At 75.5% G+C, this 25,796-nt stretch carries 25 protein-coding genes; 13 read left to right on the top strand and 12 right to left on the bottom strand.

Annotated elements, in window-relative coordinates; translation table 11 throughout:
• The first annotated feature begins 11 nt into the window (after positions 1-11).
• On the top strand, positions 12-884 hold the full coding sequence (locus KPL57_RS48255; RefSeq protein WP_226357157.1) for a DUF4333 domain-containing protein: 873 nt from the start codon (positions 12-14) through the stop codon (positions 882-884).
• Positions 885-952: 68 nt separating this feature from the next.
• Positions 953-2,218 (top strand): GNAT family N-acetyltransferase, encoded by a 1,266-nt coding sequence (locus tag KPL57_RS48250; protein WP_226357156.1) that lies wholly within the window; start codon positions 953-955, stop codon positions 2,216-2,218.
• Between the two features lie 25 nt (positions 2,219-2,243).
• Here the strand turns inward: KPL57_RS48250 and KPL57_RS48245 are convergent, their stop codons facing one another.
• Positions 2,244-3,023 (bottom strand): cyclopropane-fatty-acyl-phospholipid synthase family protein, encoded by a 780-nt coding sequence (locus tag KPL57_RS48245; protein WP_226357155.1) that lies wholly within the window; start codon positions 3,021-3,023, stop codon positions 2,244-2,246.
• A gap of 79 nt (positions 3,024-3,102) precedes the next feature.
• Here KPL57_RS48245 and KPL57_RS48240 point away from each other — a divergent pair, with 79 nt between their 5' ends.
• Entirely contained in the window at positions 3,103-3,693 is a 591-nt protein-coding gene (locus KPL57_RS48240) for a helix-turn-helix domain-containing protein (protein ID WP_374203897.1), read from the top strand.
• Positions 3,694-3,696: 3 nt separating this feature from the next.
• Here KPL57_RS48240 and KPL57_RS48235 read toward each other — a convergent pair whose 3' ends face one another.
• Positions 3,697-5,034 (bottom strand): M20 family metallopeptidase, encoded by a 1,338-nt coding sequence (locus KPL57_RS48235; protein WP_226357153.1) that lies wholly within the window; start codon positions 5,032-5,034, stop codon positions 3,697-3,699.
• Positions 5,031-5,996, bottom strand: coding sequence for a 5'-3' exonuclease (locus KPL57_RS48230; RefSeq protein ID WP_226357152.1), 966 nt, complete (start codon positions 5,994-5,996; stop codon positions 5,031-5,033). The genes KPL57_RS48235 and KPL57_RS48230 overlap by 4 nt, the downstream gene beginning before the upstream one ends.
• Positions 5,997-6,067: 71 nt before the next feature.
• Here KPL57_RS48230 and KPL57_RS48225 point away from each other — a divergent pair, with 71 nt between their 5' ends.
• The 5 genes from KPL57_RS48225 (at position 6,068) to KPL57_RS48205 (ending at position 10,542) form a co-directional block, all read left to right on the top strand.
• Entirely contained in the window at positions 6,068-6,919 is an 852-nt protein-coding gene (locus KPL57_RS48225) for a GAF and ANTAR domain-containing protein (RefSeq protein ID WP_226357151.1), read from the top strand.
• 129 nt (positions 6,920-7,048) lie between these two features.
• Positions 7,049-8,176, top strand: coding sequence for a Xaa-Pro peptidase family protein (locus KPL57_RS48220; protein WP_226357150.1), 1,128 nt, complete (start codon positions 7,049-7,051; stop codon positions 8,174-8,176).
• 115 nt (positions 8,177-8,291) lie between these two features.
• Positions 8,292-8,486 (top strand): PspC domain-containing protein, encoded by a 195-nt coding sequence (locus tag KPL57_RS48215; RefSeq protein WP_226357501.1) that lies wholly within the window; start codon positions 8,292-8,294, stop codon positions 8,484-8,486.
• A 271-nt stretch (positions 8,487-8,757) separates the two neighbouring features.
• On the top strand, positions 8,758-9,564 hold the full coding sequence (locus KPL57_RS48210) for a PIG-L deacetylase family protein (protein ID WP_226357149.1): 807 nt from the start codon (positions 8,758-8,760) through the stop codon (positions 9,562-9,564).
• 201 nt (positions 9,565-9,765) lie between these two features.
• On the top strand, positions 9,766-10,542 hold the full coding sequence (locus KPL57_RS48205) for a polyprenol monophosphomannose synthase (RefSeq protein ID WP_226357148.1): 777 nt from the start codon (positions 9,766-9,768) through the stop codon (positions 10,540-10,542).
• Between the two features lie 24 nt (positions 10,543-10,566).
• Here KPL57_RS48205 and KPL57_RS48200 read toward each other — a convergent pair whose 3' ends face one another.
• From KPL57_RS48200 to ligD, 5 genes are all read right to left on the bottom strand, one after another.
• Complete coding sequence (locus tag KPL57_RS48200; RefSeq protein ID WP_226357147.1) at positions 10,567-12,336, bottom strand: DUF885 domain-containing protein; 1,770 nt, start codon at positions 12,334-12,336, stop codon at positions 10,567-10,569.
• A 105-nt stretch (positions 12,337-12,441) separates the two neighbouring features.
• Positions 12,442-12,783, bottom strand: coding sequence for an RNA polymerase-binding protein RbpA (locus tag KPL57_RS48195; RefSeq protein ID WP_020627709.1), 342 nt, complete (start codon positions 12,781-12,783; stop codon positions 12,442-12,444).
• 241 nt (positions 12,784-13,024) lie between these two features.
• Positions 13,025-14,350 carry an MFS transporter gene (locus KPL57_RS48190; RefSeq protein WP_226357146.1) on the bottom strand — a complete coding sequence of 442 codons (1,326 nt, stop codon included), beginning with the start codon at positions 14,348-14,350 and terminating at the stop codon, positions 13,025-13,027.
• 63 nt (positions 14,351-14,413) lie between these two features.
• On the bottom strand, positions 14,414-15,181 hold the full coding sequence (locus KPL57_RS48185) for a glycerophosphodiester phosphodiesterase family protein (protein ID WP_226357145.1): 768 nt from the start codon (positions 15,179-15,181) through the stop codon (positions 14,414-14,416).
• Positions 15,182-15,186: 5 nt separating this feature from the next.
• Positions 15,187-17,175, bottom strand: a complete 1,989-nt coding sequence (gene ligD / locus KPL57_RS70820) for a non-homologous end-joining DNA ligase (protein WP_308253116.1) — start codon at positions 17,173-17,175, stop codon at positions 15,187-15,189.
• Positions 17,176-17,288: 113 nt separating this feature from the next.
• Between ligD and KPL57_RS48170 the strand changes: the two genes are divergently transcribed.
• Complete coding sequence (locus KPL57_RS48170) at positions 17,289-17,516, top strand: DUF3072 domain-containing protein (RefSeq protein ID WP_226357144.1); 228 nt, start codon at positions 17,289-17,291, stop codon at positions 17,514-17,516.
• A gap of 10 nt (positions 17,517-17,526) precedes the next feature.
• On the opposite strand, the gene KPL57_RS48165 is transcribed toward KPL57_RS48170, so the two are convergent.
• Entirely contained in the window at positions 17,527-17,919 is a 393-nt protein-coding gene (locus KPL57_RS48165; protein WP_226357143.1) for a VOC family protein, read from the bottom strand.
• Positions 17,920-18,079: 160 nt separating this feature from the next.
• Between KPL57_RS48165 and serA the strand changes: the two genes are divergently transcribed.
• On the top strand, positions 18,080-19,279 hold the full coding sequence (gene serA, locus KPL57_RS48160; protein ID WP_226357142.1) for a phosphoglycerate dehydrogenase: 1,200 nt from the start codon (positions 18,080-18,082) through the stop codon (positions 19,277-19,279).
• A gap of 4 nt (positions 19,280-19,283) precedes the next feature.
• On the opposite strand, the gene KPL57_RS48155 is transcribed toward serA, so the two are convergent.
• The gene (locus KPL57_RS48155; protein WP_062395039.1) at positions 19,284-19,763 is read right to left on the bottom strand and encodes a hypothetical protein; all 480 of its coding nucleotides are present in this window, start codon (positions 19,761-19,763) and stop codon (positions 19,284-19,286) included.
• Positions 19,764-20,127: 364 nt separating this feature from the next.
• Between KPL57_RS48155 and KPL57_RS48150 the strand changes: the two genes are divergently transcribed.
• Positions 20,128-20,277, top strand: coding sequence for a hypothetical protein (locus tag KPL57_RS48150; protein WP_226357141.1), 150 nt, complete (start codon positions 20,128-20,130; stop codon positions 20,275-20,277).
• A gap of 69 nt (positions 20,278-20,346) precedes the next feature.
• Positions 20,347-20,874, top strand: coding sequence for an Lsr2 family protein (locus KPL57_RS48145; protein ID WP_308253115.1), 528 nt, complete (start codon positions 20,347-20,349; stop codon positions 20,872-20,874).
• A 36-nt stretch (positions 20,875-20,910) separates the two neighbouring features.
• On the opposite strand, the gene KPL57_RS48140 is transcribed toward KPL57_RS48145, so the two are convergent.
• Complete coding sequence (locus KPL57_RS48140; RefSeq protein WP_226357140.1) at positions 20,911-24,327, bottom strand: arabinosyltransferase domain-containing protein; 3,417 nt, start codon at positions 24,325-24,327, stop codon at positions 20,911-20,913.
• Between the two features lie 53 nt (positions 24,328-24,380).
• Complete coding sequence (locus tag KPL57_RS48135) at positions 24,381-25,034, bottom strand: antibiotic biosynthesis monooxygenase (protein WP_226357139.1); 654 nt, start codon at positions 25,032-25,034, stop codon at positions 24,381-24,383.
• A gap of 112 nt (positions 25,035-25,146) precedes the next feature.
• On the opposite strand from KPL57_RS48135, the gene KPL57_RS48130 reads away from it, so the two are divergent.
• Complete coding sequence (locus tag KPL57_RS48130) at positions 25,147-25,602, top strand: GNAT family N-acetyltransferase (protein WP_226357138.1); 456 nt, start codon at positions 25,147-25,149, stop codon at positions 25,600-25,602.
• Positions 25,603-25,796: the final 194 nt, after the last annotated feature.

Below are 25,796 nucleotides of genomic sequence, written 5' to 3'. Positions count from 1 at the left end.
ACGAGTAGGCGATGAACAACCCGCAGGGACCGGACCGGCATCCCGAGGATGCCGCGGAGCGGACCGGGGAGATCCCCGCCTGGGGCACGCCGCCGCCCGGCGGGTGGGGCGCCGACCCCGAGACCACCGGAGCCTGGTCCCCCGACCACGACGACCGTGACGGCTGGGCCGCCCACGACGCCGGCGGCGCACCCGCGCAGGGCACCGGCGGCTGGGACGCCGTCCCGCCCGCGGGCGGACGCCACAGCGGCGACACCGGCGGCTGGGCCGCCCACGACGGGTCCGCCGGGGACCCGGCCCGCGGTGAGTCGCTGTGGGGCGACGAGGCAGGCGCCGACACCGGCACCGACGGCGGATGGGCCGTCCCGACCGGGCGCCGCGCCCGTCGCCGGGCCGCCGAGGCCGGAGCCCCCACCGACGCCGTCCCCGCGTCGTCGCCCGGGTCGCCCTGGGCCGACGCGCAGACCACCGCGGCCGTCCCGGCCGACGGCGGGTCCGGGCCGGGCGGGTGGCAGCAGAACCCCGGCCCCGGTGAGGACGAGCCCTGGGTCTCCCGGGACGCGGTCCGCTCCCCGTCGCGGACGCGGCTGTACGTCCTGGCCGGGGTCGGCGCCGTGGTGGTGGCCGCACTCGTGGTCGGTGCGCTGTTCTGGGCGGGCGTGCTCGGCAGCGACCGGCTCGACCGCACCGCGCTGCAGGCCGGGGTCAACCAGGTCCTCACCCAGGATTACGGGCTGCAGGTCGGTGCGATCGCCTGCCCGGAGGACGTCGAGGTGTCGGCCGGCACACAGTTCACCTGCCAGGCCGTCGTCGACGGCGAGCAGGTCGAGGTCCCCGTGGTCGTGACCAGCGACCAGGGCGACTACCAGGTCGGGCGGGTCTGACCGGGCCGCGGTGACGGGCCGGGTAATCGGCTGGCGCGCGGGGCGCGCGGACGCGAGGCTCGTCGGATGTGAGCCCCGATGACCCCTTCGCCCCGCACCCCGCCCCGCCGACCGTCGCCCCCCACACGGTCCGCACCCTGACCGACCCCGCCGACCGGCGCCGCGCGTTCGACCTGTTCCTGGGCACCCTGCACCACGGCCCGATCACCGACGACGCGTGGGAGGCCCACGGGCAGGCCCCCGACGAGCACTGGCTCGGCGTCGCCGACCCCTCCGGTGCGCTCGTCGGGTCGGCGTACTCCTTCCCGACCCGGCTGACCCTGCCCGGCGGGGCCCGGGTCCCCGCCGCCGCGGTCAGCGGCGTCGGGGTGCGACCCGACCGGACCCGCGCCGGGCGCCTGACCGCGCTCATGCGCGCCCAGCTGACCGCGGCCCGCGACCGCGGCGACGTCGCCGCCGTGCTCCGCGCGTCGGAGGCCGGCATCTACGGCCGCTTCGGCTACGGCGTCGCCTCCCGCGCCGACCAGGTCCGCGTCACGGCGGGAGCCGTGTGGCGCCCGGAGGCCCCGGCCGGGGGCACGGTGCGGATGCTCGACCCCGACGAGGCGACCGCGCTGCTGCCCGGCCTGCAGGAACGCCTCGCCGCGGACCGCCCGGGCGGGATGACCCGTTCCGCGCGCTGGTGGCGGCGGGCGCTGCGCCCCGCGGGCCCGCCCGCCGGCGAGTACAAGGGCGTGGCGGTGCACACCGGCACCGACGGCGTCGACGACGGGTTCGTGGTGTGGGGCGTCGCGGAGGGCGACCTGGCCACCGGCGGCACGGACGAGGTCCGGCTGCAGCAGCTCTGGGCCGCCGGGCCGGCCGCGACGGCCGGGCTGTGGCGGTTCCTGACCGGCCTCGACCTGGCCGGCGCGGTGACGAGCTGGGCACGCCCCCTCGACGAGGACCTCGACCTGGTGCTGGCCGACTCCCGGGCCCACCGGGTCACCGGCCGCGGCGACGACCTGTGGCTGCGCCTGCTCGACCCGGACGCGGCGCTGCGGGCCCGCGCCTGGGGTCCGGGCGGGCCGGTCGTGCTGCGGGTGCACGACGCGTTCCTGGGCGACACCGGCACCTGGCGTCTCGCCGCCGGCGCCGCCGAGCCCGCCGCCGGCGCCGACCCGGACCTGGAGTGCGCCGTCGACGCGCTGGCGGCGGCGTTCCTCGGGGACCGGTCGCCGTCGTCGCTGGTGGCGGCGGGCCGCTGGCGCGAGCACACCCCCGGCGCCCGGGTCCGGGCGGACGCGCTGTTCGCGGTGCCCGGACCGGCGCCGTGGTGTGGCACGTTCTTCTGAGCGTCCCCGGCCGCGACGCGGACGCTCAGGCCCGGCGGCGGGCCCGGACGACCGCGTCGTGGCCGGTCACCGTGCTGCCGTCGGGCAGCGTCACCGGCCGCGGCCGCGCGTCGGCGACCAGCACCTCCCACCGGTCCGGGTCGAGCGCCCCGGCGAGCTCGTGCTCGTCGGGGAACAGCTCCGGTTCCGGCGGGCGCGGGATCCCGGCGGCCAGGTCGCGCGGGTGGTGCAGCACCAGTAGCAGCGTCCCACCGGGTGCGACGGCGTCGGCGAGCGCGGTGTACAGCGAGCGGCGCACGTCCGGGGGCAGGTGCAGGAACTGGGTGTTGACCAGGTCGTAGACGCCCGCGGCGGGCGGGCCGGAGCGCAGGTCGGTCGCGGTGAGGGTGACCGCGTCGGCCCACCCGGCCCGCTGCACGGCGGCCCGGGCCCGCTCCACCGCGACGGGGGAGACGTCGACGGCGTCCACCCGCCAGCCCCGCGCGGCTAGCCAGACCGCGTCGCCGCCCTCCCCGCAGCCGACGTCGAGGGCCCGCCCGGGCGGCAGGTCCGCGGCCTCGGCGACGAGGGCGGCGTTGGCGTCGCCGCTCCAGATCTGCGGGCGGGTGTCGTAGTGGGCGTCCCAGAACGCCGCGGACCAGCGGTCCTCGGTCACGGTGGCTCCTCCGGTGGGTCGGGTGGGCGGGGTGGGCGCAGCGGCTGTGCTGGTGCCGGTGGTGAGTCCGTGCACCCGGTCGCCCGCGACGAGCGCGGCGACCCGGCGCTCGGACGCGGCACCGAACGGGTCTGCGGGAGAGGAGGTCATGGGACCACCCTGCGCGCCACGGCGCGACACTGGCAAACATCGTTGCCGGGATGGCAAACTGCCCGGTGTGAACGAGGCGATCGCGGACACCCTGGCCGGCGTCGGCCCCCGGCTGGCCGGGCTGCGCACCGCGCACGGCATGACCCTGGCCGACCTGTCCGAGGCCACCGGCATCTCGGTGAGCACGCTGTCGCGCCTCGAGTCCGGCGGGCGCCGCCCGACCCTGGAGCTGCTGCTCCCGATCGCGGCCGCCCACCAGGTGCCGCTCGACGAGCTCGTCGCGGCCCCACCGGTCGGCGACCCACGGGTGCGGCTGCGGCCGCGCCGGGCCAACGGGATGACCGTCGTCCCGCTGACCGAGCGCCCCGGCGGGCTGCAGGCGTTCAAGATGCTCATCCCGTTCCGCGGCGACGAGCCCGACCCGCGGGTGCACGAGGGCTACGAGTGGCTCTACGTCCTCGACGGCAGGCTGCGCCTGGTCCTCGGCGGGCACGACGTCGTGCTCGGCGCCGGGGAGGCCGCCGAGTTCGACACCCACGTCCCGCACTGGTTCGGCTCCGCCGACCGCGACCGCGCCGTCGAGCTGCTCAGCCTGTTCGGCCCGCAGGGCGAGAAGATCCACACCCGCGCCGCGCCGCGTGAGCGCCGCACCGGCGGCCACGGCGGCTGAGCCTCAGTCGAAGAACGCGGGCACGTCCACCGGGCCGCCCGCCTCGGCGAACTCCGCCGCGACCGCCCCGCGCAGCGCCGCGTCGTGCAGCAGGTCGGCCACCACCGTCGCCAGCCCGGCGGCGCCGTCGAGCACCGCGCGGTCCCCGGCCGCACCCGCCGCGGCCTCGGCGAACCCGGTGGTGTGCAGCGCGGTGCCCGGCTCCGCGATCGCGATCATCGGATGGATCGACGGCACCCGCAGCGAGACGTTGCCCAGGTCGGTCGACCCGGTCTCGGACTCCGGCACCACCCCGCGCGGGTACACCGTGCGCCCCCGCCCGGCCTGGTGCACCGCCCAGCGCGCGGCGAGGGTCCGGTTGTGGCGGATCGGCAGGTACGGCGGGCGCGGGTCCCACTCCAGGGTGTGGCCGCAGCCGGTCATCGCCGCCGCCGCGACGGCGATCGCCTCCACCCGCGTGGTCAGGTCCCGCAACGTCTCCGGGTGCTGCGAGCGCAGGTAGTAGCGCGCCGACGCCCGCTCCGGCACGACGTTGGGCGCCTGCCCGCCGTCGACGACGATGCCGTGCACCCGGTCCCCGTCGGGGATGTGCTGGCGCAGCATCGCGATCCCCTGGTAGCCCAGGACGACCGCGTCCAGGGCGTTGCGGCCGCGGTGCGGTTGGGCCGAGGCGTGCGCGGCGACCCCGTGGTAGGTCACCTCCAGCTGGCGGCGCCCCAGGAACGGGTGGTCGGCGATGTCGTGGGCGAACGGGTGCAGCATCACCGCGGCGTCGACGCCGTCGAAGGCACCGTCGCGGGCCATCGTCTCCTTCCCGCCCCCGCCCTCCTCCGCGGGCGTGCCGAGCAGCACCACGGTGCCGCCGACCGGGTGCGCGGCGAGCACCCGCGCCAGCGCCAGGAACGCGCCCACCGCCGCCGAGCAGATCACGTTGTGCCCGCAGGCGTGCCCGATGCCGGGCAGCGCGTCGTACTCGGCGAGCACCGCGACCGTCGGGCCGTCCCCGGAGCCGAGCGTCGCCCGCAGCGCCGTGTCGAGCCCGTGCACGCCGACGGCGGCGTCGATCCCGTGCCCGGCCAGCAGCGCGGCCACCGCGGCGACCGAGCGGTGCTCGGAGAACGCGGTCTCCGGGTGGGCGTGCAGGTCGTGCGACAACGCCAGCAGCTCGTCCCGCAGCTCCTCGACCGCGTCCGCCACCGCCTCCCGCACCGCGGCGGGGGCGCCGTCGTGGGGGGAGGTGATCGGCTCGGCCGCCGCCGCGCGCACCGCGGTCTCCCGGGCCACGGCCTCGTCGTACGCCGACGACGGCGGGATCGGCAGCCCGTGGTCCGGGCAGGTCACGACGACGCCGCCGCGTCCAGGGCCTTCCGCAGTCGCCCCACCGAGGACTCCAGACCCCACCGCCGTGCCAGCTCGTCGAGCCGGTCCGGGTCGGCGAACGCCGCCGGGAGCACGTCGTCGCGGCTCAGGTCGACCTCGGCGTCGGTCCGCACCCGCACCACCGGCTCGACGACGTCGAGGTAGTCCCGCGCCGCCGCCAGCTTCGCCCGCGGCCCCGCCCCGATCCGGGTGTCGCCGTCGCCGACCGCGGCCAGCAGCTCCGCCCACGAGCCGAACCGGCCCACCAACGTCGCCGCGGTCTTCGCACCGACCCCGGGCACGCCGGGCAGCCCGTCGGAGGGGTCCCCGCGCAGCATCGCCATCTCCGCGTACGCCGCGCCCGCCCGCTCCCGGGGCACCCCGAACTTCTCCGCGACGTCGTCCGGGCCCAGGTTCTCGGCCTTGTTCAGCCCGCGGCCGATGTAGAGCAGCCGCACCGGCGGGGCGTCGCGCACGATCTGCATGAGGTCCCGGTCCCCGGACACCCCCAGCACCGGGTCGACGGCCTCGCGGTGGGCCAGGGTCCCGATCACGTCGTCGGCCTCGCAGCCCACGGCCCCACCGGTGGCGATCCCCGCCGCCGCCAGCACCTCCATGATCAGCGGCACCTGCGGGGCGAGGGTGTCCGGCACCTCCTCGGGCACCCCGGCCGGCACCTCGTCGCCGGCCCGGCCCGCCTCCACCCGGTGCGCCTTGTACGACGGCAGCGCGTCCACCCGGAACGCCGGCCGCCAGTCCAGGTCCAGGCAGGCCACCAGCCGCACCGGGCGGTGCTCGGTGACCAGCCGCGCGATCATGTCGGTGAACCCGCGCACCGCGTTCACCGGCGTCCCGTCCGGGGCGGTGACGCTCTCCGGCACGCCGAAGTAGGCACGGAAGTACATGCTCGCGGAGTCCAGCAGCATCAGCGGGCGCTCACTCATGCCGCGAGTCTGGCACCGCCGCCGTACCCGGGTGGGCGCCGCACCCGCGCGGACCGTGCAGAATGCCCGGTGTGGAGAACAGCGGAACCACCACGAACAGCGGACCTGCTGCGGTCACCGGGCGCGACGACTGGACCGCCGAGCGGGACCTGTTCGTCGTCACCGAGCAGCGCGGCGGCCCCGCCGAGGACGCCCTGGCCGACACCGGCCCGCTCGCCCGCGAGTTCGCCGCGCTCACCGGCGCACTGCTCGCCTCCGGCTCGGTCGCCGACGTCCTCGCCCGGGTCGTCGCCGCGGTCCGCCGGGTCGTGCCCGGCGCGGACATGGTCAGCGTCACCCTCCGCGACGACGACGGCCGCTTCCACACCCCCGTCGAGACCGACCCCGCCGCCTCCTCGATCGACGAGGCCCAGTACGCCAGCGGCCGCGGCCCCTGCGTCGAGGCCGCCCGCGCCGACGGCCCCGCGCTGGCCTCCTCCGACGACCTCGCCGCCGAGAGCCGCTGGAGCGACTTCGCCCACGCCGCCGTCGGGCACGGGTTCCACTCGGTGCTGGCGGTCTCGCTGATCCCCAACGCCGAGCCGCCGCGGCTGCCCGGCGCGCTCAACGTCTACGCCACCGACCGCCGGGCGTTCACCTCCGCCGACCGCGACCGGCTGATGCTGCTCGCCACGCACGCGTCGCTGGCCCTGGCCACCTGCGTCGCCGTGTCCAACTCCGGGCTTCAGGAGACCCAGCTGCGTCAGGCGATCGCCTCGCGCGACGTGATCGGCCAGGCCAAGGGCATCCTGATGGCGCGCCGCGGGCTCACCGCCGAGGAGGCCTTCGACGTGCTCCGCCGCACCTCTCAGGACCTCAACGTCAAGCTCGTCGAGCTCGCCGGGACCGTCACCGCGCACCCCACCGCGCTCGACACCGACTGACCCGCCCGCCGGTTCCGCAGGCGTCCGGTCACGCAGCGCGTCCGGACGCCCACCGGCCTCCGCCCGGCCCACGCCGCGGTGCTCCGGGTGGCGGTCGTGTACCCCCCGTGCCCGCCTACGCTCACGGTCATGACCGATGCCGTCCCCACCGAGCTGCTCGCCGACCGGCTGCGCCGTGCCGGTGAGCACGCCGCCGAGCAGGGCACCGACGTGCTGTTCCTGACCCCGGGAACCGACCTGCGCTACCTGACCGGGTTCGACGGGTCCTCGCACGAGCGCCTGACCTGTCTGATCGTCCCGGCCGCCGGGCACCGGGCGCCGCCCGCGCTCGTCGTCCCGTCGCTGGAGGCGCCCGGGTTCGCCGGTGTGCCGCTGGAGGCCCTCGGCATCGACCTGGTCACCTGGACCGACGGCGAGGACCCGTACCTGCTGGTCAGCGACCTCGCCGGCGGCCCCACCCGGATGTCGGTCGACGACGACATGCCCGCCCGCCACGTCCTCGGCCTGCGCCACGCCTTCCCCGACGTCCCGCAGTACCTCGGCGGCACCGTGCTGCGCGAGCTCCGCATGCGCAAGGACCCCGCCGAGATCGACCGCCTGCGCGAGGCCGGCGCCGCCATCGACCGGGTGCACCGGCGGATGGGCGAGTTCCTGCGCCCCGGCCGCACCGAGGCCGAGGTCGGCGCCGACATCACCGCCGCGATCGTCGCCGAGGGCCACACCGAGGCCGCGTTCGTCATCGTCGGCTCCGGCCCCAACGGCGCCAGCCCGCACCACGACGTCTCCGACCGCGTGATCGAGGCCGGCGACGTCGTCGTCATCGACATCGGCGGGCCGCTGCCCGGCGGCTACAACTCCGACTGCACCCGCACCTACGCCGTCGGCGGCGAGCCCGGCCCGGAGGTCAAGGAGACCTACGCGGTGCTGCAGGAGGCCCAGGAGCGCGCCGTCGCCGCCGTCCGGCCCGGTGCGACCGCCGCCGACATCGACCGCGCCGCCCGCGAGCACATCGCCGCCGCCGGGCACGGTGAGCACTTCATCCACCGCACCGGGCACGGCATCGGCCTCGACGTGCACGAGGAGCCCTACATCGTCGGCGGCAACGACCTCGTGCTCACCGAGGGCATGACCTTCTCCGTCGAGCCCGGCATCTACCAGGCCGGCAAGTGGGGCGCCCGGATCGAGGACATCGTCGTCGTCACCGCCGACGGCGTGGAGCGGCTCAACACCACCGCCCGCGACCTCGTCGTCCTGTAGCGACCCCCGAGGCGCGTTCGGGGTCACCCTCCGGGTGTTCCCCGAGCGCGCCGGACGCCGGTGGTGCCAGGGTGGGGGAGGTCGAGTCCGCAGTACGAAGGAGAACGCAGTGAGCATGCCCCAGTCCCAGCGCCTGGTCCGGCCCCGCAGCGGGAAGGTGATCGCGGGGGTGTGCGCCGGGCTCGCGGACCGCTTCGGGCTCGGCCGCAACACCGTGCGGTTCCTGTTCGTGCTGTCCTGCCTGCTGCCCGGCCCGCAGTTCGTCATCTACCTCGCCCTCTGGCTGATCATGCCGAGGAGCACGGTCTGACCGAGCGGTGTGAGCGCCGTCGCGGGGCCCCGGTGTGGACCCGCGACGGCGCCCCTGCCATCATCTCCCGCGTGATCGAGCCGACGACCGCCGCCGCCGCGCGCCCCGTGCGCGCCGCCGCGTGTCGCTGTCGTCGGGGTCCGTCCCCGCGCGGCTGACACCGCCGTCCCGGCTCACCGTCCGTGGACCGCTCGCGCCGCCCGGGTACCGACCCGCTCCGGACCCGTGTCCGTACCGGCCGCCCCGGCCCCGCACGCGAAGCGATCACCAGGTGCACACCCTCTCCGGCCAGACCGTCCTGGCCCTGCACGCCCACCCCGACGACGAGTCGATCTTCACCGGCCTGACCCTGCGCCGCCTCGCCGACGCGGGCGCCCGCGTCGTGCTCGTCATGGCCACCGGCGGTGACCTCGGGGAGTCCCGCCTCCCCCTGGAGCCCGGCGAGACCGTCCCCGACCGCCGCCGCCGCGAGCTCACCGACGCCGCCGCCCTGCTCGGCGTGCACCGCCTGGTGCTGCTCGGGCACCGCGACTCCGGCCTGCCCGGCGGCCCCGGCCTGCGCCACCCGCGCGCCCTCGCCGGCGCCGACCCCGTCGCGCTCGGCCGCGCGGTCGCCGAGATCGTCGACGCCGAGGGCGCGGGCACCGTCCTGCACGACGACGACGCCGGCATCTACGGCCACCCCGACCACCGCGCCGCGCACGCCGCGGGCGCCATCGCCTGCTCGCTCACCGGCGCCCACGGCTACCGGATGACCGTCGACCGCGAGCACCTCGCGCTGGCCGCGCGCGACCGGCACCTCGTCCACGGCGCCGCGCACGCCGCGGGTGTCGGCTACGGCCGGGTCACCGCCGAGATCGCCGTCGCCGTCGGGGGCGGACCGGCCGAGCTCGCCGTCAAGCGGGCCGCGATGCTCGCCCACGCCAGCCAGATCGCCCCGGACGCGGTCGACGAGGCGGGCTTCGCCGCCGCCTACGGCTACGAGTGGTTCCTCCCCGGTGAGAACACCGGCGGCCGGGCCCGCGGCGGTGTCCTGGAGGCGCTGGGCAACGCCCATCTGCTCGCCGGGACCCGCTGACCGCCGTCCCCGTCCCACACCCGCTCCGGCCCCGGATCGGGCCCCGCGTCCGATGCCGCCGCGTCGGACGGTCGCAGCGCTCCACTACGCTGTCCGCACGACCGCGCTCCGCCGCACTACGACGAGCGGTGACCGAGCAGGTGCGGTCGGTACGGGTAGGGTCGTCCGGTCGACACCGATCGGGCGGGGGAGAGGACGAGAATGGTCGAACCGCCGGGCCCGGTCCTGGTCGTGGTTCCCACCTACGACGAGCGGGAGAACCTCGGTCCCGCCGTCGCGCGGCTGCACGCCGCGCTGCCCGACGCCGACGTCCTCGTCGTCGACGACGCCAGCCCCGACGGCACCGGAGAGCTCGCCGACGCCCTCGCCGCCGCCGACGAGCGGGTCCGCGTCCTGCACCGCTCCGGCAAGGACGGCCTCGGCGCCGCCTACCTCGACGGCTTCCGGCACGCGCTGACCGGCGAGCACCAGGTCGTCGTCGAGATGGACGCCGACGGCTCGCACGCCCCCGAGGACCTCCCCGCGCTGCTCGCCGCCCTGTCCGACGCCGACGTCGTCCTCGGCTCCCGCTACGTGCCCGGCGGGCGCGTCGTGAACTGGCCCTGGCACCGCGAGGTCCTCTCCCGCGGCGGCAACCTCTACTCCCGCCTCGCGCTCGGCGTGCCGCTGCGCGACATCACCGGCGGCTACCGCGTCTATCGGCGCACCGTGCTCGAGCAGCTGCAGCTGGACTCGGTCGCCTCCCAGGGCTACTGCTTCCAGGTGGACATGGCCTGGCGGGCCCTGCAGGCCGGGTTCCGGGTCAGCGAGGTCCCGATCACCTTCACCGAGCGGGAGCGCGGCGCCTCCAAGATGAGCGGCGGCATCGTCGCCGAGGCGCTGTGGCGGGTCACCTGCTGGGGCCTGTCGCACCGGCTCGGCCGCGACACCCCCCAGCGCCCCGCGGGCCCGGTCACCGAGGGCGCCGCACACGGCTGAGCCGCGCGGCGCCCCCGGGTGCGCTCAGGCGCGCGCCGGCAGGGCCGCCAGCTCCGGCACCAGGTCGTCGAGACCCAGCGTGCCCTGCGCGAGCGCGGCGGCGTGCCACGCGGCGAGGTCGAACTCCTCCCCGCGGGCGGCGTGCGCGGCCCGGGCCCGCTCCCGCCCGGTCAGCCAGGCCCGCTCGCCCAGCTTGTAGCCGATCGCCTGGGCCGGTCCGCCGAGATAGCGCAGCAGCTCCGAGTCGGCCATCGCGTCCCCGCCGCCGACGTGCCGGCCGAAGAACTCCCGCCCCAGCTCCGGGGTCCAGCGCTCCCCGGGCCCGACCGGGGAGTCGTCGGGGACCGGCAGCGACAGGTGCATTCCCAGGTCGATCACCACGCGCACCGCGCGCAGCATCTGGGCGTTGAGGTAGCCCAGCCTAGAGCCCGGGTCGGAGTGGTGGCCCAGCTCGTCCATCAGCCGTTCCGCGTAGAGCGCCCAGCCCTCCACGTCCGCGCTCACCGCACCCACCAGCGACGTCTGGAACGTCGACAGCTCCCGGCTGCGCACCGCCCACGACGCCAGCTGCAGGTGATGGCCCGGGACGCCCTCGTGGTACCAGGTGCTGATCAGGTCCCACAGCGGGTAGCGGTCGTCCTCGCTCGCGGGCAGCCAGGTCCGGCCCGGCCGCGAGAAGTCCAGCGCCGGCGGTGTGTAGTACGGCGCCGCCGCGCTGCCCGCCGGCGCCAGCCGGGACTCGACCTCCCGCAGCCGGCCGGACAGGTCGAAGTGGACACCGTCGAGCTCGGCGATCGTGTCGTCCATGATCTTCTGCAGGTGCGCCCGGGCGGCCTCCCCGCCGACGACGACCCCGGTCGAGCCCCCGTCGGTCTCCAGGAACTCCATCGCCTCGCGCACGCTGCCGCCGGGCACGATCCGCGCGGCCTCGACGGCCATCTCCTCGCGGATCCGGCGGAACTCCGACCAGCCCCACTCGTAGACCTCGACGGTGTCGATGTCGGCGCCGTTCCAGAACCGGTTCGCGATCCGGTACCGGTCGGGGCCCACGCCGTCCGGGGTCCCCTCCGCGGCCGGCAGGTACTCCGCGGCCAGCCAGTCCCGCAGCTCGCCGAGCGCCGCCGTCGCCTCCCGCGCACCGCGGTCCAGGTCGGCGCGCACGGCGTCACCGACGGAGGCGTCCGCGGCGAACCCGGCGAACCAGCCGCGGCCGCCGGCGTCGCCGTTCCAGGCGTCGATCTGCTCGGTCACCCGCACCACCTGGCGCGGCGCGGCGAACAGCCCGCGACGGCGTCCCTCGGCCAGCGACGCCCGGTACCCGGCAAGGGCCTCGGGGACCCGCGCCATCCGCGCGGCGACGGTGGCCCAGTCGTCGTCGCCGTCGACCGGCATGAGGGTGAACGCGGTCCGTAGGGTCGCCAGCGGCCCGAACAGCTCCTGCACCGCGCGCAGCGGCTCCCCGGAGCCCAGGTGGTCGAGCTGGGCGCCAAGACGCTCGCGCAGCAGCCGCGCGCAGCGACGCTCGTCGGGGTCGGCGGGCTCGCGGGCGCCCGTGGTGGTGTCCAGCCGCTCCAGGGTCTCCCGGCAGGCGGCGACGAGCGCGGCGGTGCCGTCGGGGGAGAGGTCGGGCAGCTCGTCCTGCCGCTCGGTCCAGCCGAGGTCACCGGCGAGGACCGGGTCGAGCTCGGCGAGACGCCGGACGTGGTCGTCGGCGAGGTCGCGGACCGCCCGGGCGGGGCGTGCGGTGCTGGCAGTGCTGTCGGTGCTGTCGGTGCCGGTCTGCTGATCGTTCATCACCGGTCATCATGCCCGGACGCGACGGAGCCCGGACCCCCTGCGGGATCCGGGCTCCGTGGTCACCGGGTGGTGGTCCGGTGTGTGCCTGCGGTGCGGCCGGGATCAGGCGATCTCGGCGCGCCGCTCGCGCAGCAGCTCCAGGCGCTCGTCGAGCAGCTCCTCGAGCTCGGCGATCGACCGGCGCTCGAGCAGCATGTCCCAGTGCGTACGCGGCGGCTTCTGCTTCTTCTGCTCCGGCTCGGTCCCGTCCACCCGGCGACCGACGCCGCCCTGCGGGGACTCCCACGTCGCGGGAGCCTCGGCGTCGTTCGCGAACGGCACCTGGAACTCGTAGCCGGACTCGGACACATAACGGACCATCTGCCGCGGCGCCAGGTCGTGGTTGCGGTCCGTCTCGTAGCTGACAGCCCCGAGCCGGCTGCCACGCAGAACGCGGTCGGCCATGCGTCACCCTCCTGTAGCGCGATGTCGAGGGAGCACCTCGACGGTTACGTCTCCGCCACCGGGTGTAACGTGCGTGGAGCTACGGTATTCCGGCGGCAGGGCAGAACGGACCCGCTCGAGTTACCTCGCGGTAACCCGCTCTGCGCCCGATTGACCAGTGTTCCCTATCGCCGCCCGTTACACACTCCGATGTGACGTGTCAGCCATGTGTGACGGTGCTCACCCGGGCGTCGACGAGTGTTCACACAGCCGACCGGACCGGTGCACGGCCGGGGGAGCGCACCGGCAGCAGCGCGACCAGTCCCGCCGCCAGGACCAGCACGATCCCGATCGTCCCGGCCCGGTCCGAGCCGAACACGTAGGTGAACAGGCCGATGAGCGCCGGCGCCAGGAACGACACCGCGCGCCCGGTCGTCGCGTACAGACCGAACAGCTGGCCCTCCTGCTGCGGCGGGCACACCCGCAGCAGGTACGACCGCGACGACGCCTGCGCCGGCCCCACGAACAGCCCCAGCACCAGACCGAAGATCCAGAACATGGTCGGCCCGGACACCAGCAGCAGCACCACCCCGACCACGACCAGCCCGGCCAGCGAGCCGACCACGACGGCCTTCGGGCCGAACCGGTCGTCGAGCCTGCCCCCGAGCAGCGCCCCGGCCGCGGACACCACGTTGATCGCCACGCCGAAGATCAGCACCTGGCCCGGCTCCAGCCCGTACACCGTCACCGCCAGGACCCCGCCGAAGGCGAAGATCGCGTTGAGGCCGTCCCGGTACAGCGCGCTCGCCCCGAGGAAGTACACCGTGTGCGGGCTGGCCCGGTAGAGCGCGCGCAGGTCGGTCACCAGCCTGCGGTAGGAACCGGCCACACCCAGCTTCGGGGCGTCCGGCGCCACCGGCGGCGTCTCGGGCAGCAGGAAGAACATCGGCGCGGCGAACACCGCGAACCACACGGCCGCCACCAGCACCGCGATCCGCACGTCCAGCCCGTCGGCGGTCGGGACACCGAGCAGCCCGCCGTCGCCGGACAGCAGGAACACGTACACCCCGAGCAGCAGCACGATCCCGCCGATGTAGCCCAGCGCCCAGCCGAAGCCCGACACCCGCCCCACCGTCGCCGGCGTCGACACCTGCGCCATCAGCGCGTAGTACGACACCGCCGCCAGCTCGGCGAAGATCGACGCCAGCGCCAGCAGCAGCAGGCCCAGCCACAGGTAGGACCAGTCGTCGCGGACGAAGAACATCCCGGCCATGCAGACCACGACCAGCGCCGTCCACACCCCGGTCGCCCGCAGCCGCCGCCCCGTGCGGTCCGCGCTCTGCCCGACCACCGGCGCCATCAGCGCGATCAGCACCCCGGCGGCCGCGGTCGACCACGCCAGCCAGCTGTTCGCACTGACCGAGCCCGGCAGGTCCGCCCCGACGGCGTCGGTCAGGTACACCGAGAACACGAAGGTCAGCGCGATGTGCTGGAACCCCGAGGAGCCCCAGTCCCACAGGCCCCAGGCCCACAGCCGGGATCGGCGGGGCGGGGCCGGCTCTGCGGTCGGAGCGGTCGAGGCGGTCACGGCGCGAGCGTATCGACGCCCGCGGGACCCGGCCTCCGATCATCTACGCAGGCGCCCACCCGGTCAGCTCCCGACGACGTCGAGCAGCCGGTCCGGCCGGTCGGACAGCAGCCCGTCCACCCCGAGGGCCAGCAGCCGTCGCATCTGCTCGGGCTCGTCCACAGTCCACACGTGCACCTCGTGCCCGGCCCGGTGCGCCGCGGAGACGAACCGGCGGTCCGACGCCACCGGGATCGGCCCGAACATCGGCGGGACCTGCGCGAACACCCCCGCCGACGCCGGCAGGAGCCGGCCCGGGACGCCCCACGCGCGGGCCCGCAGCGCCACCACCTCGGTCTGCCCCATCGACGTGCACAGCCTCGGCCCGGCCAGCGTCCGGGCGACGCCCAGCCAGCGTGCGGAGAACGAGCCCAGACACACCCGGTCCCAGGCGTCGGCGGCGTCGAGCACCGCCAGCGTCGGCGCGACGACCTCGGCCGACTTCAGCTCGATCGTCACCCGCACCCCGGGGACCGCGGCGAGCACCTCGGCCAGCCGCGGCAGCGGCTCGGCGCGCTGTGCCCCGGTGACCCGCACGGTGTCGAGCTCCGCGGCGGGGCGCGCGTCGATCCGGCCGGTGCCGTCGGTGGTGCGGTCCAGCGTCGGGTCGTGGTGCACGAACGGCACTCCGTCGGCGCTGGCGTGCACGTCCATCTCGACGTAGCGCAGACCGTGGTCGGCGGCGGCGGTGAACGCGGCGACGGTGTTCTCACAGCCGGCCAGCTCCCCGATGTGCCAGCCACGGTGGGCGTAGGCGCGGGGGTGCGGACCGTCGAGGTACGGGTGGTGCACGGCGGTCAGCCTGGCACCTGCCCGATCACGCCACCACGGGGGAGCCGGAAACCCTCGGTGTCGATCAGGGGACGCATCAGGTCCCCGTGCGCGTCCAGCCGGGCCGGCAGGTCGTCGAGTGTGAACACCAGGTCCGCGGGCTCGCGGCAGCCCTCGACCTCATCCCAGGTCACCGGGGTCGCCACCGTGGGGCGCTCGCGGCCGCGCAGCGAGTAGGAGGCGATGGTGGTCTTCGCGGTGTTGTTCTGGCTCCAGTCGACGAAGATCTTCCCGCGCCGACGGGCCCGGGTCATCACCGCGATCACCTCGCGCCGGTGCTTCTCGGCGAGCCGCTCGGCCACCTCACGGGCGAACCCGCTGGTCCGGTCCGGGTCGGTGACCCGCGCCGGCAGGTAGAGCTGCATCCCCTTCCCGCCCGACGTCGACGGGTACACCGCCAGCCCGTGCCCGTCGAGCAGGTCCCGCAGCCACAGCGCCACCCGGGCGCAGTCCACGATCGTCGTGCCCTCGCCCGGGTCCAGGTCGAACACCACACGGTCCGGCGGGTGGCGCCCGTCGCGCGGGCCCAGGCGCCACTGCGGCACGTGCAGCTCCAGCGCCGCCAGGTTCGCCGCCCAGGCCAGCCCCTCGGCGTCGGAGAGCACCGCGAAGTCCGCGGACTCCGACCGGCCGCCGGGCGTCCCGACGCGGGCGGTGCGCAGCCAGCCCGGCGCGTGCCGCGCCACGTTCTTCTCGAAGAACGACTGCCCCTCCACCCCGTCCGGCCAGCGCTTGAGCGTCGCCGGCCGGGCGTCGAGGTGCGGCACCATCACCTCGGCGACGGCCAGGTAGTGCCCCAGCACGTCGGCCTTCGTCGTGCCGGTGGCCGGGTAGAGCACCTTGTCCGGGTTGGACAGCGACGCCCGCCCGTACCCCTCGCGCTGTGCAGCCCCGCGCTGTGCAGTCCCACGCCGTGCCGACCCGCGCTGCGCCGCCTTCCGGCTCGCACCGTCCACCCGGACCTCCCGCCAGTCGTCGCCCGCGCCCTCGGGGTACCCGGAACCGGCCCGGACGGCGACCACCCCGGGCAGGCCCTGGTCGCGCACCGCGTCGAGCAGCCGGGCACCCGCGTTCGGGTACGACGGCGCCGCCCGCCGGTGCGGCCCGTCCAGCGGCAGCTCCTCCAGCAGCGCGCGACGCTGTTCGGCGGGCAGCGCCCGGACGTCGCGGCCGCCGGTGTGCAGGACGTCGGCCACCCACAGCTCGCCGCGCCCGGTCAGCTCGGCGTCGAGCAGGTGCCCACCGGCGCCCAGGGCGGGCCCCAGGCCCCGCAGCGCACCCGGCGGGTCGAACGGCTCCCCGGCCCGGCCATCGTCGTCCACGGGGCGCAGGGAGAGCCGCCCGCCGTCCACCCGCACCAGCACCCGGCGGCCACCGAAGACCGGGCGGACCGTCCAGCCGTCCCCGGTGGGCAGCCGGTCGGCGGGGCGGGGGACGGCCAGGACGACGTCGTGGGGGAGCGGGTCACCCCCGGCGTCCATGCCGTCGGGCTGGTCCCGGGTGCGGCGCAGCAGCCAGTTGTCCTTCCGCCCGCCGGAGCTGCGGTGCAGCAGCACGAACCGGCCGCGGACGCGCCCGCCGTGCAGGACGAACGCGATCTCGCGGTCGTTCCACTTCTCGGTGTCGTAGCGGCCGTGGTCCCAGATCGCCATCCCGCCGCCGCCGTACTCGCCGCGCGGGATCTCCCCGGAGAACTCCAGGTACTCCAGCGGGTGGTCCTCGGTGCGCACGGCCATCCGGACGGTCTCGGAGTCCTCGGGCAGTCCCTTGGGGACCGCCCACGACGCCAGGACGCCGTCGCGTTCGAGCCGCAGGTCCCAGTGCAGCGCCGTCGCGTGGTGCTCCTGGACGACGAACCGGTCGCCGACGGCGCCCGGCGGCCCGGCGTCGTGCTCGGGCACCGGCTCGGGCGTGCGCCGCGCGTCGCGCCGGCGGCGGTACTCGTCCAGGGGCACAGCGGCAGCGTAGTGACCGGCACCGACACCGACCGGGTCGTCGTTATGACAGTTGCGGTGGAGCCGGGACGGCTCGACGTGCGGGGAGTGCCGGTCGAAGATACGTTCGACCCATGACCAACGACCACAGCACCGACGCCGTCGACCCCGGGACGGCCGAGAAGGACCCCGCGGACTGGACGACCGGCGACGAGCCGATGACCGGCCCGCAGCGGTCGTACCTGGAGACGCTGCTGCAGCAGGCCGGGCAGGACGCCCCGGAGGACCTGGACAAGCTCACCAAGGCCGAGGCCTCGAAGCGGATCGACGAGCTGCAGGACGCCACCGGCCGCGGCAACTGAGCCGGTCCGGTCAGGGCGCGACGAGCTCCACCTCGAAGCCCTCGGCGTTCTCCACGAACAACGCGGTGTGGTCCGGTCCGCCGGCGTGCGGGTAGGTCCCGGCGAACAGCTCGGACCACCCGTGTGCGGCGCAGTCCGCCCGCAGCGCGTCGAGCCGGGCTCGACCGGACACGGCCAGGGCCAGATGGTTCAGGCCCGGACGCGTCCGGTCGTGCACGCCGTGGACGGCCGGCGACTGTTCCAGGACGACGTACACACCCGACGGGTGGCTCCAGATCCGGCCGCGGTCCCAGCCGTCGTCCCGCAGGGTCCAGCCGAGCTCGGTGAACAGCCAGTGGAACGACGGCGCCGTCCCGGCGAGGTCTCGGGTCCACAGCTCGACATGATGGATAGCGGCGGTCACCGACCCACCGTAGCGTTAAGCCGATAATGCACGTTATGACAGTTCGAGCGTTGCGGGCCCGCTCACCGGGGTGACCGTCCTACCCCCCGTACGGCGTCATGCCGCAAGGATCACCCGGCCCCGGTGCCTCCGGGACCTCCCGGCGTCCTAGGTTGGACGCGTGAAGGTCCTGTTGCTGGAAAACATCCACCCCGGCGCGGCCGAGGCGTTCCGACGCGACGGCTTCGAGGTCGAGACCCGACCCGGGTCGCTCAGCGGCGACGAGCTGCACGACGCGCTCGCCGGTGTGCAGCTGCTCGGCATCCGCTCCAACACCACGATCACCGCCGAGGTGCTCGACGCCGCCAAGGACCTGCTGGCCGTCGGCTGCTTCTGCATCGGCACCAACCAGGTCGACCTCACCGCGGCCGCCGAGCGCGGCATCGCCGTGTTCAACGCGCCGTACTCCAACACGCGCAGCGTCGTCGAGCTGGTCATCGGTGAGATCGTCGTCCTGGCGCGGCGGCTGACCGAGAAGACCCAGCGGATGCACGAGGGCGTCTGGGACAAGTCCGCCAAGGGCGCCCACGAGTTCCGCGGCCGCACCCTGGGCATCGTCGGCTACGGCAACATCGGCACCCAGCTGTCCAACATGGCCGAGGCCATCGGACTGCAGGTCGTGTTCTACGACACCGCCGACCGGCTCGCCCACGGCAACGCCCGGCGGATGCCCAGCCTGGACGCACTGCTGGCCGAGTCCGACGTCGTCTCCATCCACGTCGACGGCCGCCCGGGCAACGCCGGCCTCTTCGGCGCCGAGCAGTTCGCCCGGATGAAGCCCCGCTCGATGTTCATCAACGCCTCGCGCGGCATGGTCACCGACGAGCACGCCCTGCGGGAGAACATCCTGTCCGGGCACCTCGCGGGCGCCGCCGTCGACGTGTTCCCGGTCGAGCCCAAGGCCCAGGGCGACGAGTTCGACTCACCGCTGCGCGGCCTGGACAACGTCATCCTGACCCCGCACATCGGCGGGTCGACCCAGGAGGCGCAGGAGGGCATCGGCACCTTCGTCTCGCGCAAGCTGCTCGACTTCGTGCAGCTCGGCGCCACTCCCCTGTCGGTGAACCTGCCCAACGTGGGCGCCCCGAACCCGCCCGGGGTGTTCCGCACCGCCTACCTGCACACCAGCACCCCCGGCGTGCTCGCCGACATCAACCGGCTGCTGGCCGACGCCGGCGTCAACGTCGTCGGGCAGTCGCTGTCCACCGGCGGCGACCTCGGCTACGTGCTGACCGACACCGACCAGGTCCTGCCCGAGGACGTGCTCTCGGCGCTCCGCCGGGCCGCCCAGACCGTCTGGCTGCGGTCCTACCGGCTCTGAGCGCTCAGGCGCAGGCGTTCGCGCCGTACTCCTCGACGTCGGAGGGGTGCATCGGGCCGTGCACCCCGTGGAAGACGACGAACTCGACGCCGGTCGGGCGGTGGAACAACCCGCCCGTCCGGCGCCGGTACACCAGCGGCGCGCAGCGGTACCCGAACAGCGCCCGCGCCCACCCCTCGGCCTCGCCGCGCGCCAGCGGCTCCGACCCGGTGACGGCGAGCTCCCAGATCCCCACGCCGGTCGCCGGGGAGCTCCGGTCCGGTGCGGTCGAGGCCACCAGGGTCAGTTCGCCGGTCCCCCGCATCGCCGGGACGACGGTCCGCGCGCGGTGCCAGTCGGCCACCGGGTGCGGGTAGGGGTAGGTCAGCAGCCCCTCGCGCAGCGCGGTCACGGGTCCCCCGTGCTGCTCGTGGATCAGCTGCGCCAGGTCCACCGACCGCTTGCGGCGCAGGTCGGCGTTGACCAGACCGGCTTCGACCGTCATCCCCGTGGCCTCATTTCCGTCCCCGCGTCCCGGGACGGACCTCCGGCGCTGAGGCGGCGCGGTGGGGCCCGACGCCCGGGTGGGAGGACCCTCGAACGGTCCGGCGTCGGCACCGTGTTCTACGGCTCGTAGAGCATTCTAGATCACGTCCGGCATCCGGGCGAGAGCGGGATCACATGATCGGCGGATCACACGACGGCCCGGCGGTGCACGCTCGGCATACCCACCCCGGCCCCTCCCCCGGCGCGCACGGCTCAAGAATTGCTCAAATACCGCGCCGACCCATTCGGCACGCTCCTATCGTCGGTACATCGCACTTTCACCGGCGGCGGGTGGCCGCGTACCGACCGGCGAGGAGAACACCGTGAGCGCAGTCGTCGCAGTACTGCTGGTCATTGTCCTGATCGGCCTCGCCGTCCTGATCGGAACGCTCCGGGAGGTGCGTCCGACCAGGCCGAGTGTGATCCGGGCGCGGGAGTTCCGCCGTTCCGCCCGGCCGGGCGCCCACGATTAGGAGGGCCTCCGTCGTTATGCTTCCGGCGACCCCGGGTGAATCCGGGACGGCGAACCGGGAGGAACTGCAGTGGCGAAGGTCGAGACGATCCGGCTGGTCGACGACATCACCGGCGGCGACGCCGACGAGACCGTCGATTTCGGGCTCGACGGCCGCCGGTTCGAGATCGACCTGACCGCGGACAACGCCGCGGCGCTGCGGGACGCGCTCGCCCCGTTCGTCGGGGTCGCGCGTGCCGCGGGGTCCCCGCGCACCGGACGCAACGCGGGCGTGTCCGCGCCGTCGGGCGGGCGCAGCGGTGCGGACGGCTCGGACGCCGCGACCCGCGAGCACAACCGCGCGGTGCGGGCCTGGGCCCGGGAGAACGGCTGGACGCTGTCCGAGCGGGGCCGCATCCCGTCCGAGGTCGTCGAGGCCCACCGCCGCGCCCAGGACGGCGACACGGCGGGCACCGCGCCGCAGACACCGGCCACCGACGAGCCCGCCGCCGAGGCCGTCCCGGCCGCACGGGCCGTGCCGGACAGCGAGACCGGGGACGAGGCGCCCGCGGAGCGCAGGCAGCCCTCCGCGGCACCCGCGGTCGAGTTCAGCGGCTGACCCCGCACCCCGGGCCGGTCCGGCCCGGGGCCGCCGTCACCGGCTCGGCGACGGGATGCCCGGCGGCGGCGCCGGCAGCGGACCGGAGCTGTAGAGCCCGGAACGGTCGACGTCGCGACGCTCCAGGGTCGGCGCGACCGCGTTCGGCCGGTACGGCTGGATCGCCTGCACCTTGCCCCAGTCCCGGCCCGGGTCGCCCTCGAGGTAGGTGGGCAGCTCCGTCTGCTTGCCGATCACGGTGATCCAGCCCAGCGGGCCGCCGGCCTGCGGGGAGGACCAGCCCTCGCCGTCGCCGCGCATCTGGCTGCCGTCGGCCTGCAGCCGGTAGGCCGGGACCTCGGCGATCCCGCCCGAGGTGCGGAACGGGTGCAGGCACGGGCTGGCCAGCGACACCGGGTACTCCAGGAACATCGGCTGGTCGCCCACGACCTGCGACAGCGGCGCCAGCTGCGGCGCGCGCAGCGGTGCGACGGCGAGCCACCCGTCGGCACCGAGCGAGTTGTCCTGCACCACCATCCGGACCTCGGTCGCCGCGCGGGCGGTGTCGGGCAGGTCGAACCGCAGCTCGCGCCACGGCATCTCCTCCACCCGGCCGTCGTCGAGGGTGGTCTGCTCCACCACGCGGACCCGCCCGTCGGACAGCCGCGTCGCGTACTGGACGGTGAGCCGGTTCCCGTTGCCCAGGCGCCCGGCCGCGGTGACGACCAGCGGCGTGGTGCCCGCGCGCTGGTCGGCGGTCAGCATCACCCAGGGGGTGCGCAGGGTGCCGGTGTTGCGGTCGCCGCGGGGCAGGTAGCTGCCGAACGCGGGCGCCGCGTCGCTCCCCAGACCGCCGGACAGAACGTACTCGAACCCGGACGCCCCGGTCCCGCCGCCGGTCGGCGGGATGCCGTTGCGGACGAAGCCGCTGCCCCCGCTGTTGGGGTCGAGCAGCTGGGCGTCGGGACTGTTCGCGGGGACGACGCCCGGCGGCAGCGGTGCCGGGGTCGAGGTCGGCTCCCCCGGCGGGGGCGGCGGGGCGACCGTCGGGAGCAGCCCGGAGCGGGCCGGAGCGGCCATCCCGGTCGGTTCCGGGGCGGGGGGCAGCACGCCGTCGACGGGGCGGCGCTCGGCGAACACCTGGCTGGCGAGCCCGCAGGACCCGCCGAACGGGTGCGACAGCGCGTCGGCGCCCATCGTCCAGGTCCCGGAGCGGTCCTGGATGGCCGAGACCATCGACCACACGTTGAACGTGACCAGCAGCCCGCACAGCACCGCCAGCGGCGCCGAGGTCAGCCGCAGCCGCCGCGTCGCCCGCAGCGCCGACGACGCGTCGCGGCGCCAGTCCCGGGCCCGGACCCAGCGGCCCAGCAGCGGGATCCGGCCCAGCGCCCGCTCGACGCCCGCCAGCTGGTCGGGGTGGCGTTCCTCGCGGATGCCGCGCAGGTGCTCGACCCCGGCGCCCGCGGCGAGCAGCAGCGCGACGAGCAGCAGGATCGTGGAGAGCTCGTAGCCGGCGACGGTGACCTGCTCACCGGCCCACGGCACGCCCCAGTTGTTCGTGTACCACCACAGGTTCGGCCCGGCCGCGGACAGCGCCGCCACCAGGAACACCGCGGACAGGAACGCGAGCCGGTTGCGCAGCGAGCGCAGGACGTCCGAGCCGGTGGCGATCGCGGCGAGCGCGACCATGCCCGAGCCGAGGCCGACCAGGTCGCCGAAGTGGTGGGTCCACTTCGTCGGGGTCAGCGCGAAGATCAGCAGCGCGATCACGGTGCTGCCGATGAGGCGCTGGGCCGGCCCGAGCGCGGCGCCCGGGATCCGGTTGCGCCGGATCAGCACGACCACGCACGCCAGCAGGCAGAGGATGACCAGCAGGATCGGGAACCGGCGCGCGATGGAGCCGTCCGCGAGCCCCTCGAACAACGGCGCGTAGCGCTGGGCGATCTCGGTGTACCAGGGCCAGTCCGGTCCGATGTCGGACCGCAGCCGGGTGGAGTCGATCACCGCGGCCCAGCTCTGGTCGGCCCAGGCGATCATCAGGATCGCGGTGCCCGAGGCCAGCAGCGGCGCGAGCACCGGGACCGTGCCGACGGCCCGGATGCGGGCCGCGAGCAGGTGCCACAGCGGCCGCACACCGGCGATGAACGGCGCGATCGCGATCAGCCCGGCCGGGTTCGCCCCGACCGCCATCGACGCCGCGAACAGGCCGAGCGCGACCGGGAGCAGCCGCTGCAGGGCCAGCGCCCGCTCGACGCAGACCAGCGCCAGCAGCGAGCACACGACGACGACCGGCTCGGGCCGCAGCCCGGAGTTGTAGGCCATCCAGAACGCCAGGAACACCATGCCCGCGGCCCAGGTGGCCGCGCGGGAGCGGCGGGCCTGACGGCCCAGGCGCGGGAGCAGGCCGCGGGAGACCAGCCACCAGGCCATGATCCCCATCAGCACCGAGGGCAGCCGCAGCCACAGCAGCGAGTCCGAGACCCGCACCCACAGCGCGTAGAGGTCGTAGAACCAGCCGAACGGCGCCTCCGCGGCGTCGTACCAGCGGTAGTAGTTGCCGACGTAGCCCGAGGTGGGGACGTCGCGGACGATGCCGAGGGTGAACCCGTCGTCGGAGGTCTGGCCCCCGATCGCGGCCCACCCGACGAGCACCACGGTGACGATCAGGTCGATCGGCCGGGGCCGGGCGCGCGACCACCAGCGGCGCAGCCGCGGTGGCCACCGGCCGGCGAGACCGCCGATGGCGTCGCGGCCCGCCCGGTGCGGGCTGCGGCCCAGGTGCCGGTCGACACCGGCCAGCGCGAGCAGCGAGCCCAGCAGCGCCACCGCGGCGACGACGGTGGCCGCGGTCTTCCACACCGACGGGCTGGTGTCGAAGCGGGTGTCCGGGGTGATCCGGACCGCGGTGCCCGCCGTCGGGTCGAGCGCGGTGTCCAGGTCGGAGTAGATCCCCACGACCTGCGGCCGCAGGTCCCCCTCGAAGGTCTGTGCCCCCGAGCCCAGGTCGATCGTGGTGGACGTGCCGTCGGAGGTGATCCGGACCTCCGACGGGCCGGCCCGCAGCGGCGCCGTGGCGAGCTGCTGGCCGCGGTCGACCAGCGCCAGCTGGCCGTCGGCGACGGTCAGGACCATCCCGGAGCGGGCACCCTCCGGCGACTCCGGCGGGACGGTCGACAGCACCGTGGCGGAGCCGTCGGCGCGGTCGTCGAGGCTGCGGATCGCGTCGGCGGGGACGACCACCGACATCGTCTCCGGGCGCAGCGCGACCAGCGGCGAGTTGACGTCGGCGGTGCCGTCGGTCACCGACGGCCAGACGATCGTGGTCGTGTGCTGCACCACGGGCAGGAAGGGCACCGCGACGGCGAGCACGAACGCCAGGAGGCCGAGCCGGCCCGCCCAGCGCAGGCGTCGACGGTCGCGGAGCGTGTCGACCGGAGCCGGCGCGGCGACCGTCGCTTCGGAGGTGAGCACCGAACGACGGTAGCGGCCTCGCTCCGCGTGATCCGGGGAGCCCCCGGGGGTGATCAGCCCACCGGGACGTGGTGCCGGTCGCGGAACCGGCGGCCCTGCAGCCACCACCCCAGCACGCGGGTGATCCAGGGCAGCATCACGTACACCATGACCGGGGTCAGGACGACCGTCGTGACCGCCAGCCGCGGCACGACGTGCCAGTCCGCGAGCAGCGCGCCGAGGGTCACCGTGGCCAGCAGGTTCATCGGGAAGAAGACGAGCCAGATCGTCGTCGCCTGCTTCCAGCGGGGCGGGGTGACCTGGGGCGGGCCCGCCGTCTCCACCGCGGTCGGCTGGTCGAACCAGCCCTCGATCCCGGTGCGGCGCTCGGCGCGGGTCATCTCGGCCAGGCCCTGGGCGGACCCGAGCCACCAGCGGCGCTCCGGGCTGGCCTCCCAGCGCCCGAGCGACTCCGGGGAGTCGAAGCGGGCCAGCATGTGCCACTCGTCGGAGCCGTCCCGGCTGCGGACCCAGCCGCCGCCGAGGAAGCCGGGGAACCCCTCGGCCATGAGCAGGCCGGAGCGGATCCAGGCGGTCATCTCCGCGGCGTGGCCGGGGTCGGCGCGACGGGTGAACGAGACCGTGACGGGGTCGCCGCCGGTCGGTGCGGGAGCGGAGCCGGCGGCGGGGGTGGTGCCGTCGGCCCGGTCGCGGGTGTCGAGGGACATGCCCGCCATGGTGACCGCTGACCCCGGCGGACTCCCAGCCCGGCCGCACGACATCACTCCGGGACACTCGGGGAGCCCGCTCCCCCGCCGTCCCGCGTCGAGAGGTCCCGCCGTGCCCGAACCCGTCCTGCGCCGGGCCACGGCCCGTGACGTGCCCGCCGTCGTCGCGCTGCTGGCCGACGACCCGCTCGGCGCCACCCGGGAGACCCCGGACGACCTGGCGCCCTACCTCGCCGCGTTCGCCGAGCTCGACGCCGACCCGCGGCACCTGCTCCTGGTCGCCGACGACGACGGCACGGTCGTCGGGACCCTGCAGCTCACCCTGTTGCCGGGCCTGGCCCGGCGCGGCGCCCTGCGGGCCCGGATCGAGGCCGTCCGGGTGGCCGCGGGCCGGCGCGGCGGCGGGCTCGGGGCGACCATGGTCCGGTACGCCGTCGACGAGGCCCGCCGACGTGGGGCGGTGCTCGTCCAGCTCACCTCCGACCGGTCCCGTACCGACGCCCACCGGTTCTACGAGCGCCTCGGGTTCCTCCGGACCCACGACGGCTTCAGCCTCCCCCTGACCTGACGGCCGCTCCCCCGGGCTGGCCTCGCCGCGTCTTGGCGGGTTCGTCGTCGCCGTTTCGGTGACTACGAGAACGCGTCAATGAAACATTGACCAGAGAAGGACAGGGCGCACTTCCGTCAGGGACCCGGGACCCTCACCACGAACAGGTCTCGAAGCCCGGGCGTGCGCCTCGCGTCGCCCCGCCCCTGGCCCAC

Source organism: Pseudonocardia sp. ICBG601 (assembly GCF_020496245.1).
Note: the sequence above shows the minus strand (reverse complement) of the source record. Positions and strands in the feature narration are given on the sequence as shown.